This is a genomic window from Stenotrophomonas sp. STK16_22, from assembly GCF_051984505.1.
Taxonomy (GTDB): Bacteria; Pseudomonadota; Gammaproteobacteria; order Xanthomonadales; family Xanthomonadaceae; genus Stenotrophomonas; species Stenotrophomonas maltophilia_A.
Genome location: NZ_CP196972.1, coordinates 758,612 through 771,811, shown reverse-complemented (window position 1 = coordinate 771,811; position 13,200 = coordinate 758,612). Strand labels below are relative to the sequence as shown.

Annotated in this window: 12 protein-coding genes; 5 read left to right on the top strand and 7 right to left on the bottom strand. The window is 66.2% G+C overall.

Going from position 1 to position 13,200, the window contains the following annotated elements; genetic code table 11:
• Positions 1–60: 60 nt before the first annotated feature.
• From ACSYAO_RS03410 to ACSYAO_RS03390, 5 genes are all read right to left on the bottom strand, one after another.
• Positions 61–987, bottom strand: coding sequence for a DUF6607 family protein (locus tag ACSYAO_RS03410; RefSeq protein ID WP_049461580.1), 927 nt, complete (start codon positions 985–987; stop codon positions 61–63).
• 73 nt (positions 988–1,060) lie between these two features.
• The gene (locus tag ACSYAO_RS03405; RefSeq protein ID WP_032129934.1) at positions 1,061–1,660 is read right to left on the bottom strand and encodes a hypothetical protein; all 600 of its coding nucleotides are present in this window, start codon (positions 1,658–1,660) and stop codon (positions 1,061–1,063) included.
• A 4-nt stretch (positions 1,661–1,664) separates the two neighbouring features.
• Complete coding sequence (locus ACSYAO_RS03400; protein WP_349675293.1) at positions 1,665–3,908, bottom strand: TonB-dependent hemoglobin/transferrin/lactoferrin family receptor; 2,244 nt, start codon at positions 3,906–3,908, stop codon at positions 1,665–1,667.
• Positions 3,909–4,061: 153 nt separating this feature from the next.
• Positions 4,062–4,256, bottom strand: a complete 195-nt coding sequence (gene hemP, locus ACSYAO_RS03395; protein ID WP_005412278.1) for a hemin uptake protein HemP — start codon at positions 4,254–4,256, stop codon at positions 4,062–4,064.
• Positions 4,257–4,545: 289 nt separating this feature from the next.
• Positions 4,546–5,517 carry an aldo/keto reductase gene (locus tag ACSYAO_RS03390; RefSeq protein ID WP_049461583.1) on the bottom strand — a complete coding sequence of 324 codons (972 nt, stop codon included), beginning with the start codon at positions 5,515–5,517 and terminating at the stop codon, positions 4,546–4,548.
• Positions 5,518–5,710: 193 nt separating this feature from the next.
• On the opposite strand from ACSYAO_RS03390, the gene ACSYAO_RS03385 reads away from it, so the two are divergent.
• The 5 genes from ACSYAO_RS03385 to ACSYAO_RS03365 all read left to right on the top strand — a co-directional run bounded on the left by ACSYAO_RS03385 (position 5,711) and on the right by ACSYAO_RS03365 (position 10,725).
• Entirely contained in the window at positions 5,711–7,009 is a 1,299-nt protein-coding gene (locus ACSYAO_RS03385) for a NupC/NupG family nucleoside CNT transporter (protein ID WP_010481870.1), read from the top strand.
• Between the two features lie 25 nt (positions 7,010–7,034).
• Complete coding sequence (locus ACSYAO_RS03380) at positions 7,035–8,000, top strand: ribokinase (protein WP_032129936.1); 966 nt, start codon at positions 7,035–7,037, stop codon at positions 7,998–8,000.
• A 148-nt stretch (positions 8,001–8,148) separates the two neighbouring features.
• Entirely contained in the window at positions 8,149–8,580 is a 432-nt protein-coding gene (locus ACSYAO_RS03375) for a hypothetical protein (protein WP_049425064.1), read from the top strand.
• Between the two features lie 147 nt (positions 8,581–8,727).
• The gene (gene dusB, locus ACSYAO_RS03370; protein WP_049425080.1) at positions 8,728–9,723 is read left to right on the top strand and encodes a tRNA dihydrouridine synthase DusB; all 996 of its coding nucleotides are present in this window, start codon (positions 8,728–8,730) and stop codon (positions 9,721–9,723) included.
• A 174-nt stretch (positions 9,724–9,897) separates the two neighbouring features.
• Positions 9,898–10,725: a class I SAM-dependent methyltransferase gene (locus ACSYAO_RS03365; RefSeq protein ID WP_032129690.1), complete on the top strand. Its 828-nt coding sequence runs from the start codon at positions 9,898–9,900 to the stop codon at positions 10,723–10,725.
• Between the two features lie 172 nt (positions 10,726–10,897).
• Here ACSYAO_RS03365 and ACSYAO_RS03360 read toward each other — a convergent pair whose 3' ends face one another.
• On the bottom strand, positions 10,898–11,965 hold the full coding sequence (locus ACSYAO_RS03360; protein ID WP_049461582.1) for a metal-dependent hydrolase: 1,068 nt from the start codon (positions 11,963–11,965) through the stop codon (positions 10,898–10,900).
• Between the two features lie 87 nt (positions 11,966–12,052).
• The gene (locus ACSYAO_RS03355) at positions 12,053–13,015 is read right to left on the bottom strand and encodes an IS110 family transposase (RefSeq protein WP_228355044.1); all 963 of its coding nucleotides are present in this window, start codon (positions 13,013–13,015) and stop codon (positions 12,053–12,055) included.
• Positions 13,016–13,200: the final 185 nt, after the last annotated feature.

Genomic DNA, 13,200 nt, shown 5'->3' with positions numbered 1-13,200 from the left:
CGGATACGCGGCGCTGCACCTGACCAGAGGATCTGCGCCATGAGTCGAGCAGGGCTCGACTTACTGGGCCTTTTCCACGTACTTGGCGAACACGTCGTCGATCTGCTTGTCCTTCACCTTCTTGCCGGCCTGGATCTCTTCGGCCTGGGTGAACATCGGGATGATCATCGCCATGCCGTCGATCTTGGTCTTCAGGTGCACCCCCGGGGCCTGGCCGAGGAAGCCATCCCAGCGCTGGCGCACCTTGGCCCAGTATCCGGCGGTGGCCTTCCAGTAGTTGCGCGCCGGGGTGAAGTCGACCTCGGTGGTCTTCACGTAGTCGTTGAAGCCGAACTCGCGGGCGGTCTCCACCTGGCTGCCATCGGCGTTGCGCTGCACCTTGGTGTTGAACTGCTCGTGGGTCCAGCCGTTCGGGGTCAGCGTGTGGCGGTTGATCACGGCCAGCGCGTTGTAGTCACTGCGCTTGGTGTACTCGCGGCGCGGCAGCGGACGCCAGCTCAGGTCGCTGGTCCAGCTCGGCACGTTGTTGGTGTAGGTCCAGGTGCCGGTGCCGCAATAGCGCGGTGCGTCGCTCACTTCGTATACGCACTGGGTCCAGGCGCCCTGGTTCACCGCCGCCGGAATGCTGCGCACCTTCCAGGTCTGGTCGGCACTGAACTCGAAACGGTTCGGTGCTTCGTACACCCAGTCCTGGCGCCAGTGCTTGGTGATGTGGCCGCTCTTCTCGTCCAGCAGCAGGTGCTGCAGCACGATGCGCTTCGGCGTGTCTTCGACCACGATGACCACTTCGCTGCCGCCGCTGCGCATCGCCGGCGCGCGCTCGTAGCCCGGCTTCAGCAGCACGGTCTCGTCGAAGGCGAAGTCCACGGTGTACTCACCCTGCATGGCAAGGATGCTGTCGTGGTCACGGGCGATATCGGAGGGCTGCGCGCTGGCCACGCCGCTGGCGGCGAGCACAAGCAGGGCGCTGGCTGTCTGGAGCTTCATCGGGGTCTTCCTTCGGGGTTGCAGATGCGTTGAGAGGCCGTCCGTGGCCGACAGGCGTTCCATCAGGAGTGGGTCACAGGCGGATCAGCGGCAGGTCGCCGGGAATTCGCGGCGCCGGACGCCGCGCGGCATCGGCACAGCAGCAATCGTCGATTGCCAGCTCGCCTTCGGCACCTTCCAGCCGTGCAATGCGGCGCGCGGTGGCTGCGCCCAGCGAGGACAGGGTCGACAGACTGGCGGCCAGCGTGCGGCCATCGTCGGCGGCATGCAGGCGCAGCGCGCACAGGCGCCAGCGCTGGCCACCCAGATGACCGGCCAGGCGCCGCCACAGGCGTTCGCCGACGCTGCCATCGCTGTCGTGCTCGGGCCCCGGCGGCAGCGCAGCCACCAGCCGGTCCCAGGCCAGGAAGTCGCTGTCCGGCAGCAGGTACAGGCGCCACACGCAGCGGCCGCGGCCATCGAGGAAGCACAGGCTTTCGCGCAGGCCTTCGCTGTCCACGCCCTGGCAGGCATGCACGCGTACGGCCTGGCGCCAGCCGCCCAGCTCGTTGCCGTCGGCGTGGTACAGGCACAGCACGGTGCCGAGCGTGGCCAGCTGTGCCGGGGTCGGCCAGGCCGCGCTGTGCGGCGCGGCGATGGAGTCATTCCTGCGTGCGGACAGTGCTCGGCTCATGAGGTCACCAGGAAACGGCAAGGCTGGCGGAGAAGGTGCGGCCCGGGCTGCTGAAACGATCGCTCAGTGCGCGATTGGTGATCAGGCTCGGCGTGATGGACGACCATTCGATGTAGCGCTTGTCGGCCAGGTTGAACACGCCGACATTGAAGGTCGCACCCGGTGCGAAGTTCCAGTGCGCCATCAGGTCCAGCACGCCGTAGCCGGCCGGCTGGTAGACGAACGGCGCCGGTGCGTTCGGATTGGTCTGCGCAGCAGGCGGCGGCAGGCGCTTCTTGCGCTGCACGAAGGTGCCGGCCAGTTCGACTCCCCATGTATCGGTGTCGTACATCAGGCCCAGCGTGCCACGCAACGGATCGACCGAGGCCAGCGGTTCGTCATCGGTCCGGTTGTCACCACGCGACCAGGCCAACGCACTGCGCAGCGCCCAGCCCTTCAGCGCCGGACTGAGCTCACCGAATTCGATGCCGGCCTTCATTTCCGCACCATAGATGCGCGCGTCGGCGATGTTCTGCGACTGGAACACGGTCAAACCCTGTGCGTTGCGGCCGGTATCGACGTTGGACTCGATGAAATCCTTGTAGTCGTTGTAGTAGCCACTGACGCTGACGTACGCCGCCGGCGCGATGAAGCGCAGGCCAAGCTCGTAGCCGTCGCTGGTTTCCGGCTTCAGGTCCGGGTTGGCGATGGCGGTGTAGCCGAAGGCCACGTTGGTCAGGCCGATGTTGACGTCGTTGTACGGCGGCGAACGGAAGCCACGCGCATAGCCGGCGAACAGCGACCACTGGTCGGTGAAGCGCCAGACCATGCCCAGCTTCGGCGACACGCTGGTCTTCTTCAGCTGCGCCACGGCCGTGGTCGGGTTGTCTTCGGCGAAGATGCTGTCCACTTCCGGCTTCAGCTCGTAACGGTCCACGCGCACGCCCGGCACCAGCGACAGCTTGCCGTCGGCCAGGCGCATTTCATCCTGCGCGTACAGGCCCAACTCGGTGGTCTTGCTGATCGGGAAGTCACGCACCGGGAAGGTGTCGGGGGTAACGGTGTTGCTGACCACACCGGCACGGTTGACCTGGTAGCCGTCGCGCTTCTGGCGGATCTCGGTACGGGTGCCTTCGAAGCCGTAGGTCAATGCGTGCTCGACGCTGCCGGTGCTGAACGCCTTGTTGAACTGCGCCTGCAGGCCAAAGGCATGCTGGTCGAAGGAGAACACGCGGTGACGGCGGCTGCCGTCGGTGCGGGTCTCGTCGGTCTGCTGCCGCGTTTCGCTGTTCTGCGCATACACCTGCCAATGCAGGCTGTCGGCGAACGGCTGGTCCAGCGCATCCATTTCGTGGGCAAAGGACACGCGGGTACGCTTCTGCGTGTCGTGGGACTTCATGCCAGTAGCCGCAGCCATCGCGCCGGGGCGCGGTGCAACGCTGGCAATCGCCGACAACACATTGGTATCGGTGGTGTCTTCGTTGCCTTCCACGGTCAGGCGGAAGCGCTGGTCTTCGCTCGGTGCGTAGACCAGCTTGCTGAGCAGGCTGCGGCCGTCGCGGTCCTGCGGATTGGACGCCGTACGGGTGTCGTTGTCGCTGCGCACCGTGCCCTTGCTGTCCGTTTCCTGGCCTTGGTGGTGGTTGACGTTGACCAGGCCGCTCCAGTGGTCGCCACCAAAGGCGGCGGTGGCACCGCCGAGCAGGCCCTTCCACTCACCGTCGTAGCCGAACTTCAGGCCGAAGTAGCTGTTCTTGCCGTCCTTGAGGTAGTCGGCCGGGTCCTTGGTGACGAACGCCACCACGCCGCCCAGTGCATCGGAGCCGTACAGCGAGCTGGCCGGGCCGCGCACGATCTCCACGCGCTTGAGCGTATCGAGGTCGGTGAAGTTGCGGTTGGAACTGGCGAACGAACCGATGTCGAACCGGGTCGGCATGACGATGCCATCGGTCTGGATGCGCACACGGTTGCCGTCCAGGCCACGGATGCGGAAACCATCCAGGCCGAAGCGGGTCGCGCTGCGGGTGACCGACAGGCCCGGCTCGTAGCGCACCAGATCCTTGATGTCCTGCACCAGGTGCCGGTCCATCTGCTCGCGGTCGATGACGTCCACGGTGGCCGCCACGTCACTCACGGCCCGCTCGGTGCGGGTGGCGGTGACCTGCACCCGATCGAATTCGCGCGCATCAGGGGCGGCGGTGGCAGCAGCGTGGGCGGACAGCGGCAACGCCATCCAGACAGCAAGACACAGGGCGGTATGGCGGGTCATCGGGTTCGTTCGGTCAGGCAGGGGAACCCCCGGTTACCGGCACACCCGGAAGGTGCACGCGGTAGACCGAGGGGGAGAGAGCGGGAGCGGACGGGTCGCCCACCCTGTCGGCGCTGCCGGCAGGAGGGAGGGAGGCGGGCGACCAGGCCGCGATTACTTGGTCAGGATCAGCTTGTCGTTGCTGGTGTGCCGCAGGCGATAGAAGCGGTCGCCGTGCTGGATCAGGATTTCACGACGGCCCTTGAGCAGGGCTTCGCTGTCGATGACCTCTTCCGGCGGAACGACGCGGACCGGTCGATCGCGGAGGGTCAGCGTTTCGGGGCGCAGCAGTACAGGTTGAGCATTCATGAGCATCTGGACTCGTGCGAGGGACGAGTTAAATGATAATGATTCTCAGTTGACAATCAACAACCATTCTCAATTTGATTGATGAGATTAATGATCGAATTCTGAAATTCGATAGATTTCATATATTGAAAGGTGGGGGCACACGGCTTTTGTAGAGTCGAGCCACGCTCGACTGCTCTCGCGCCGTCGCCTGGAAATGCCCGCGCTACGTGCGGAGTCGAGCATGGCTCGACTCTACAAAGGCCCGACCAACCTGGAGTCGAGCGTGGCTCGACTCTCCAAAGGGTTGTCAGGCGAAGACGGCTTCGACCTGGGCCCAGCCGGCCGCGTCGACCTGCTCCAGCACGTCCAGTGCCTGCAGGTTCTGCAGCAGCTGGCTGACCCGGCTTGCGCCGAGGATCACGCTGGAAACGTTCGGGTTGCGCAGGCACCAGGCGATGGCCAGCGTGGCCGGGGCATGGCCGAGCGCGCGTGCCACCTCGCTGAAGCGCCGCACCTGGCCCAGGCGGGCCCCGGCGTCGGCCCCCAGCACCAGGCCCTGCAACCACTCCATGCCTTCCCGCCCCAGCCGCGCATCGGCCGGGATGCCCTGGTCGTACTTGCCAGTGAGCAGGCCCGAGGCGAGCGGCGAGAAGATGGTGGTGCCCAGGCCGGCACCCGCATACAGCGGCGCGTACTCGACCTCGACCCGCTCGCGGTGTAACAGGTTGTACTGCGGCTGCTCCATCGACGGGCCCTGCAGGTTGCGCGCCTCGGCGATGTCCAGCGCCTGCTGGATCTGCGCCGCCGACCACTCCGAGGTGCCCCAGTAGAGGATCTTGCCCTGCCGTACCAGGGTATCCATGGCGTGCACGGTCTCGGCGATCGGCGCGTCCGGATCCGGGCGGTGGCAGTAATAAAGGTCCAGGTAGTCCACCCTCAGGCGCTTGAGCGCGGCATGGCAGGCGTCGGTCACGTGCTTGCGCGACAAGCCGCGCTGGGTCGGCCGCGGGTCCTTGGCACTGCCGAAGAACACCTTGCTGGACACGCAGAAACCGTCGCGCGGCAGGCGCAGGTCGGTGATCACGTCGCCCATGACCTGTTCGGCACGGCCGTTGGCATAACCCTCGGCGTTGTCGAAGAAGTTGACGCCATGATCCCAGGCGGCGGCCACCAGGTTGCGGGCCTCATCGCGCGGGACCTGGTCGCCGAAGGTCACCCAGGCGCCGAAGGACAAGGCGGAAATCGGCAGGCCGGTGGAGCCCAGGCGACGGTATTGCATGCGAATCTCCTGCTGCGGGCCCGCATCCGGGCCGGGATCGAACCCCATTCTACCCGCCGCCGCCAGCCGCAAGCCCTTGCCGTTGCTGGCCTGATCGGTACCGTTGGCCGCGCGCACGCTGCTTTTTCTTGCCCCGGCCCCTGCCCTGCACTAGGCTTCCCGTTTTTCGCGACGCCCTAGGGGAGTCACTCACATGGTCGAAGGTTTGGGCAGGATCGGCTTCGGCCTGTTCGGGTTGGCGGTGCTGATCGGCATCACCTGGTTGTTTTCCAATAACAAGCGCGCGGTTGACTGGAAGCTGGTTGCCACCGGTATCACCCTGCAGATCGCCTTTGCGGCGCTGGTGATCCTGGTGCCGGGCGGGCGCGACGTGTTCGACGCGCTGGGCAAGGGCTTCGTCAAGATCCTCAGCTACGTCAACGAGGGCTCGGGCTTCATCTTCGGCTCGTTGATGGACACCAAGAACTACGGCTTCATCTTCGCCTTCCAGGTGTTGCCGACCATCATCTTCTTCTCTGCGCTGATGGGGGTGATGTACCACCTCAACATCATGCAGGGCATCGTGCGCGTGATGGCCTGGTCGATCACCAAGGTGATGCGCGTGTCGGGTGCGGAAACCACCAGCGTCTGCGCCAGCGTCTTCATCGGCCAGACCGAGGCGCCGCTGACCGTGCGCCCGTACATCGCCAGGATGACCCAGTCCGAGCTGCTGACCATGATGATCGGCGGCATGGCGCACATCGCCGGCGGCGTGCTGGCGGCCTACGTGGGCATGCTCGGCGGTGGCGATCCGGCGCAGCAGGCCTTCTACGCCAAGCACTTGCTGGCGGCCAGCATCATGGCCGCGCCGGCCACGCTGGTCGTGGCCAAGCTGCTGATTCCGGAAACCGGCACCCCGCTGACCCGCGGCACGGTGAAGATGGAAGTCGAGAAGACCTCCAGCAACATCATCGACGCGGCCGCAGCCGGCGCCGGTGACGGCCTGAAGCTGGCGCTGAACATCGGTGCGATGCTGCTGGCCTTCATCGCCCTGATCGCGCTGCTGAACGCCCCGCTGACCTGGATCGGCGATGTGACCGGCCTGGCCGCTGCCATCGGCAAGCCGACCAACCTGTCGACCATCTTCGGTTACGTGCTGGCCCCGATCGCCTGGGTGATCGGCACCCCGTGGGCCGATGCCACCACCGTCGGTTCGCTGATCGGCCAGAAGGTCGTGATCAACGAGTTCGTGGCCTACACCGAGCTGTCGCAGATCGTGAACGGTCAGATCGCCGGCGTGAGCCTGTCCGAGGAAGGTCGCCTGATCGCCACCTACGCGCTGTGCGGCTTCGCCAACTTCAGCTCGATCGCGATCCAGATCGGCGGCATCGGCGGCCTGGCCCCGGAACGTCGCCACGATCTGGCCAAGTTCGGCCTGCGCGCGGTGTTGGGCGGTACCATTGCCACCTTCATGACGGCGACCATCGCCGGCGTGCTGACGCACTTCAGTTGAACCCTTGGTTGAGAAAAGATTCCCTATGAGCAGCAGTGTCGTTGTCGTCGGTTCCTTCAATGTCGATCACGTGTGGCGGTGCGAGTCGCTGCCGGCACCGGGTGCGACCATTGCCGGCCGTTACAGCACCGGCCCCGGTGGCAAGGGCTTCAACCAGGCCGTGGCGGCCTGCCGCGCCGGTGCCGACACGCACTTCGTATGCGCGCTGGGCGACGACGCCGGTGGTGCCACCGCCCGTGAGCTGGCCGCGCAGGATGGATTCGCGCTGATCGCCGAGGCCAGCAGCGAGCCGACCGGCACCGCCGGCATCTACGTCGATGCCCGTGGCCGCAACACCATCGTGATCGGACCGGGTGCCAACGCCGCGCTGAGCACCGACTTCCTGCAACAGCAGCAGGCCCTGCTGACCGGCGCCAAGGTGGTGCTGGTGCAGCTGGAATCGCCGGTGCAGACCATCGAAGCGGCGCTGGCCACGGCCCGCGAGGCCGGCGTCACCACCGTGCTCAACACCGCACCGGCCGACGCCCCTTCGACCATCGGCCTGCTCAAGCTGGCCGATGTGATCACCCCGAACGAGACCGAGTTCGCAGCCCTGCTCGGCCGCCATGTCGGTGAGCGCGTGGATGCCAACGACGTCGCCGCGCTGGATGGTGCCAGCCTGCATGCGCTGTGCCGCAAGCTGGTCGGCAACGGTACCGTGGTGGTGACCCTGGGTTCGGTGGGTGTATTCGTGTCGCATGCCGACGAGAACCTGCGCGGCGATACCCAGCCGTACTACCGCGTGGGTGCCGAACAGGTGCAGGCGATCGACACCACCGGTGCCGGTGACGCCTTCAACGGTGCGCTGGCCGCGTCGCTGGCGCAGGTGGCCGACGCCCCGTTCGCCCGCCACGTGCGCTTCGCCAACCAGTTCGCCGGTCGTTCGACCGAGAAGGAAGGCGCTGCTGCGGCAATGCCGCGCTTCACCCCGGCCGACGTGGAAGTGAAGTAGATCCACGCCATGCGTGGATGGGAAGGCCCGGGTGCGCTGGCATCCGGGCCTTTCTTTTGCCCATTGTCCAGCTCTGCGACCGCCTGCCGCATTGCCCTCACCCCGCCCCTCGCCGAACATCCGCGCAGCTTCTCTGCACGGGCAGGACATGGACGGATTCCCCTGGTTGCTGGTTGCCGCCGCCGGCAGTGCCATCGCAGCCTTGCTGCATATCGGCTGCATTGCCTTTGGGGCACCCTGGTACCGGTGGTTCGGCGCTGGCCAGCGCATGGTCCGGCTGGCACAGGCGGGGCATTGGTGGCCACCACTGATGACCGCCGGCATTACTGCCGTGCTGGTGGCCTGGACGCTGTACGCGCTGGCAGCCGCAGGCTGGCATTCGCCGCTGCCGGCCAGCCGTCCGGTGCTGTCGGGCATCGCCCTGCTGTTGCTGGTGCGCGCGGCGATGGGCTTCGGGCTGGCGCTGCTCCGGCCCGGCTACAACGGCCGGCACTTCTGGGTACTCAGTTCACTGGCCTGCCTCAGCCTGGGGCTGGCCTTCGCGCTGGGGACCCGCCAGGCCTGGCAGAGCCTGGGGTAGCCGCCTACCATCGCCCGCCCTTGGGGGCGGCGGAAGCAACCGTCAAGCATCTGTTGATGCCGGTACGGCATGAGCTGGGTGCGGATCGGCCTGAACCGGACCGCGCCCGACACGGCCGTACCGCCGCCCGCGCCCTACAATGGGCGCATGCAGATCGGCCCGTACACCATTGCCCCCAACGTCGTGCTGGCGCCCATGGCCGGCGTCACCGACAAGCCTTTCCGCCTGCTGTGCAAACGGCTGGGCGCGGGACTGGCCGCCTCGGAAATGACCATCAGCGACCCGCGCTTCTGGACCACGCGCAAGTCGATCCATCGCATGGACCATGACGGCGAGCCGGCACCGATCAGCGTGCAGATCGCCGGCACCGAGCCGCAGCAGTTGGCCGAAGCCGCCCGCTACAACGTGGACCACGGCGCGCAGATCATCGACATCAACATGGGCTGCCCGGCCAAGAAGGTGTGCAACGCCTGGGCCGGTTCGGCACTGATGCGCGACGAACAGCTGGTGGCGCGCATCCTCGAAGCCGTGGTCAACGCGGTGGACGTGCCGGTCACGCTGAAGATCCGTACCGGTTGGGACTGCGACCATCGCAATGGTCCGGTGATCGCGCGCATCGCAGAGAACAGCGGTATCGCCGCACTGGCGGTGCACGGCCGCACCCGCGACCAGCACTACACCGGCCAGGCCGAGTACGCCACGATCGGCGAGATCAAGGCCGCACTGCGCATTCCGGTGATCGCCAACGGCGATATCGATTCGCCGCAGAAGGCCGCCTACGTCCTGAAGGAAACCGGCGTGGATGCAGTGATGATCGGCCGCTCGGCACAGGGCCGGCCATGGATCTTCCGCGAGGTGGCGCATTACCTGGCCACCGGCGAGGAACTGCCGCCGCCGTCACTGGCAGAAGTGCGCGACATCCTGCTCGGCCACCTGCATGCACTGCATGCGTTTTATGGCGAGCCGCAGGGCGTGCGCATCGCGCGCAAGCACCTGGGCTGGTACGCCAAGGATCGACCGGAGAATGCCGCCTTCCGCGCGGTGGTCAACCGTGCCGAAGATCCGGCCAGCCAGATCGCATTGACGACCGAGTACTTCGACCGCCTGATTGCCGGGGAACCGGCGTTGTCTTCGGCAGCCTGAGCGCGCCAGCCCCTCGTAACCCGCCCGACTGCCTTGATCCGTAGAGTCGAGCTTGCTCGACTGCTCCACACCGTAGAGTCGAGCGTGCTCGACTGGCTTTCTGAACAGTCGAGCACGCTCGACTCTACGCGCCCCTTCCATTGATCACGCTCGACGCTACAAGAGCCCGCCCCCATGACCCCGCCGATTTCCTCCCCGACCTACCTGCACGGATTCTCCGGCACCGAGCAGCAGCGCCTGATGACCCAGGCACGGCTGCTGGAATCGAGCATCTTCGGCCAGATCGACTACAGCGGCGCGCGTCGCCTGCTGGAAGTCGGCAGCGGCGTCGGCGCGCAGACCGAAATCCTGCTGCGCCGCTTCCCCGATCTGCACGTGACCGGCGTGGACCTGAGCGAAACACAGCTGGCCACCGCGCGCGAGAACCTGGCGCGCACACCGTGGTGCAGCGACCGCTACACCCTGCAGCAGGCCGACGCCGGCGAGCTGCCGTTCGAAGCACGCAGCTTCGACGCGGCGTTCCTGTGCTGGGTGCTGGAGCACGTGCCGTCACCAGCACGCGTATTGAGCGAAGTGCGCCGCGTGCTGGCCCCGGGTTCGCCGGTCTACATCACCGAGGTGATGAATGCCTCGTTCCTGCTCGACCCGTATTCGCCGCATATCTGGCGCTACTGGATGGCCTTCAACGATTTCCAGTACGACCACGGGGGAGATCCGTTCGTCGGCGCCAAGCTGGGCAACCTGCTGCTAGCCGGCGGCTTCCGCGACGTGCACACCGAGATCAAGACCATCCACCTGGACAACCGCGAACCGGCCCGTCGCAAGACGATGATCGCGTTCTGGGAACAACTGCTGCTGTCGGCTGCCGACCAGCTGTTGCAGGCCGGATCGGTGGACGAGGAAACCGTGGAAGGCATGCGTCGCGAGTTCCGCCTGGTGCAGAACGATCCGAACGCGGTGTTCTTCTATTCGTTCGTGCAGGGCCGCGCCACGGTGTATTGATTCGGTGGAGCCACGTCATGCGTGGCTGCCTTGGCCGATGCACCCCGCCATCCACGCATGGCGTGGATCTACGGATGCGACACTGCACCGCCGATGGAGGCAGTAGAGCCACGCCATGCGTGGCTGCCATCGCCGATGTCCGCGCCATCCACGCATGGCGTGGATCTACGGATCAATGCACGGCGCTGTGGTCGACCGCACCCGGCTGTGCTGCCGGCTGATGCCAGATCCGCTGCCACATCGCGGCCAACCGGCGTCCGACGTCGGCGCGTGCAGCCGGGCTGCTGTAATCCACCCGCACCTGCTCGGGCGTGATCGCCCGCCACTGCCCATCAGCCTGCTCGGCCACCGCGAAGTTGAAGGTGTAGTCCGGTTCCAGCCCCATACGCAGGTCGCTCAGCACCAGCCGGCCGTCCACCACCTGCGCACGCATGAAGCCACGATTGAACCACGTCAGCTGCTGCACCGCCGGGATGGCCTGCGCTTCGCGCAAGGCCTGCACGTTGGATGCGTGGCCTTCGAACCGCATCGGCCCGTGGTCGGCCACCAGCGAGCGGTCGCCCACCACGTAGCCGTTCGGCGTCATTGCCACCACGCGCCACAGCAGGGTGTTGAACGGCATCGGCACCGAGAAGCGCGGCGCATCGCCCAGGCCCATCGCCGCCAGGCTCTGCTGGGCAGCACGGTCGACCTGCGCCTTGGCGATCAGGCCCCAACCCAGGTAGGCACTGCTGACCAGCAACGCCACACCCAGCACCTTGCCAGCCCAGGGGCGGGCGCGACCAAACCAGGCCAGCACGCAGCCCAGCAGCAGCCATACCGTGTAGCCGAGATCGATGATGAAGACACTGGAACCCATGGTCGGGTGTGGGCGCAGCGGCCACCACAGCTGGGTGCCGTAGACGGTGAACGCATCCAGCATGGGATGGGTGACCAGCGCCAGCTGGATCGCCCAGAACCAGCGCACCGGTGACTGGGCGACGCGGCCATTGCCGAAGCGCTTGAACAACCACCAGATCAGTGCCGCCACCCAAGGCAGCACCAGCAGCGAGTGGCTGAAGCTGCGGTGCTCGATCATGTTCGCCACCGGGTCGGCGGCAGTGAAGCCGAGCCACAGGGCGTCGAGGTCCGGCAGGGTGCCGAGCGCGGCACCGGCCAGCAGGGCCGCACGGCGATGTCCGGGCGGGGCGATGGCAGCAGCGACGGCGCCGCCGAGCACGATCTGGGTCAGGGAATCCATGGGCCGATGCTAGCGGCTTGCGGGCGTGCCGTCTTGATGGCACAGCCGCTCGCGCTCTTTTGTAGAGTCGAGATCCTATGTTCGTGGTCAAGCCTGCTGGAAGCAGGCTTGACCCACCTTCAGCATGGCCGGATCGAAGTCCCGGCCGCTTTTGAAGACACCCCAGGCGATCCTGGCCAGCTTTCTGGCCAGGATGTTGAAGACGGCGGTGCTGGGGTGACCGCGTTTTGACAGCTCGTCGTAGAGCGGTTGCCCCTGGCGACACCGCTTGAGCCCCATTGCGGCCATGTAGAGCATCTGGCGCAGCACTGGCGCGCCCTGTTTGGACAGCCGACGCCGTCCCGTTCTGCCGCCAGACTCGTTAGGCCGGGGATCCAGGCCCGTGCAGGCGATCCACGCGTTGGCGTTGGCCAACGGCCAGCGCGTCATGTAGTAAATCAGGTGAGCGGCGACGGCAGGGCCGATACCAGGGATGGTCAACAGGCGCTTGTAGAGCGCGCCATGCTCTCCATCGCGACCCAAGCGCTGCAGTTCGCTTTCCAGCTCGGACAGCGTCCCAGCCAGAGCGCAGAACAGATCTGACAGCTCCCCGGGGGCACTTTTGCTTACCCCGAAGGATTGCTCCAGGCGCGCGCGTGTCTTTACCAGCGTCTGCCGCTTGCGCAGCAAATCGTGCATCTGCTGCTGCTCATCGGTACGCGGTACGTATTCACGCAGGCGATCGTTCTCCTTCTTCACGTACCGGGCGATCGCTTCGGCGTCCATGGCGTCCGTCTTGCCACGCGAGCCCGTCGCCCGGCCGTAGTGCTTGATCAGACGTGGATTGATCACATAGACAACGTGGCCTGCCTGGCCAGCCATCCGAGCCAACAACTCGTAGTACCGCCCCGTCGCCTCCATGCCAATCCGGCATCGCTGGGGCAAGGTGTTGAGCCACTGGGCTATGCCGGCCCGGGTGTTGGCGATCCTGTCGCCGGCCTTGCGGTCGGCCACTGCCGGTACGAACTCCTTGGAGTCCACGTCCACGCCAATATCGAGAGAATCAGACATTTGTACGGCTCCCAGCTATCTTTAAGGGGCTGGGGTGGTACCGCACCGACGTTAGCTTGCCTACATCGACGATCCCCTTTGGGGGCCGTACGATCCTTTATCGACGTTCGTGTGCGGGATGGGGATCGCTCGACTCGTCTGTCGGCTAGTATCCGCAGATGCATGCTTGACGGTCCCTCCACCCT

Bases quoted from the DNA above. Each gene is read 5' to 3' on its own strand.
- ACSYAO_RS03410 (WP_049461580.1), bottom strand. From the start codon at position 987: ATGAAGCTCCAGACAGCCAGCGCCCTGCTTGTGCTCGCCGCCAGCGGC.
- ACSYAO_RS03405 (WP_032129934.1), bottom strand. From the start codon at position 1,660: ATGAGCCGAGCACTGTCCGCACGCAGGAATGACTCCATCGCCGCGCCG.
- ACSYAO_RS03400 (WP_349675293.1), bottom strand. From the start codon at position 3,908: ATGACCCGCCATACCGCCCTGTGTCTTGCTGTCTGGATGGCGTTGCCG.
- hemP (WP_005412278.1), bottom strand. From the start codon at position 4,256: ATGAATGCTCAACCTGTACTGCTGCGCCCCGAAACGCTGACCCTCCGC.
- ACSYAO_RS03390 (WP_049461583.1), bottom strand. From the start codon at position 5,517: ATGCAATACCGTCGCCTGGGCTCCACCGGCCTGCCGATTTCCGCCTTG.
- ACSYAO_RS03385 (WP_010481870.1), top strand. From the start codon at position 5,711: ATGGTCGAAGGTTTGGGCAGGATCGGCTTCGGCCTGTTCGGGTTGGCG.
- ACSYAO_RS03380 (WP_032129936.1), top strand. From the start codon at position 7,035: ATGAGCAGCAGTGTCGTTGTCGTCGGTTCCTTCAATGTCGATCACGTG.
- ACSYAO_RS03375 (WP_049425064.1), top strand. From the start codon at position 8,149: ATGGACGGATTCCCCTGGTTGCTGGTTGCCGCCGCCGGCAGTGCCATC.
- dusB (WP_049425080.1), top strand. From the start codon at position 8,728: ATGCAGATCGGCCCGTACACCATTGCCCCCAACGTCGTGCTGGCGCCC.
- ACSYAO_RS03365 (WP_032129690.1), top strand. From the start codon at position 9,898: ATGACCCCGCCGATTTCCTCCCCGACCTACCTGCACGGATTCTCCGGC.
- ACSYAO_RS03360 (WP_049461582.1), bottom strand. From the start codon at position 11,965: ATGGATTCCCTGACCCAGATCGTGCTCGGCGGCGCCGTCGCTGCTGCC.
- ACSYAO_RS03355 (WP_228355044.1), bottom strand. From the start codon at position 13,015: ATGTCTGATTCTCTCGATATTGGCGTGGACGTGGACTCCAAGGAGTTC.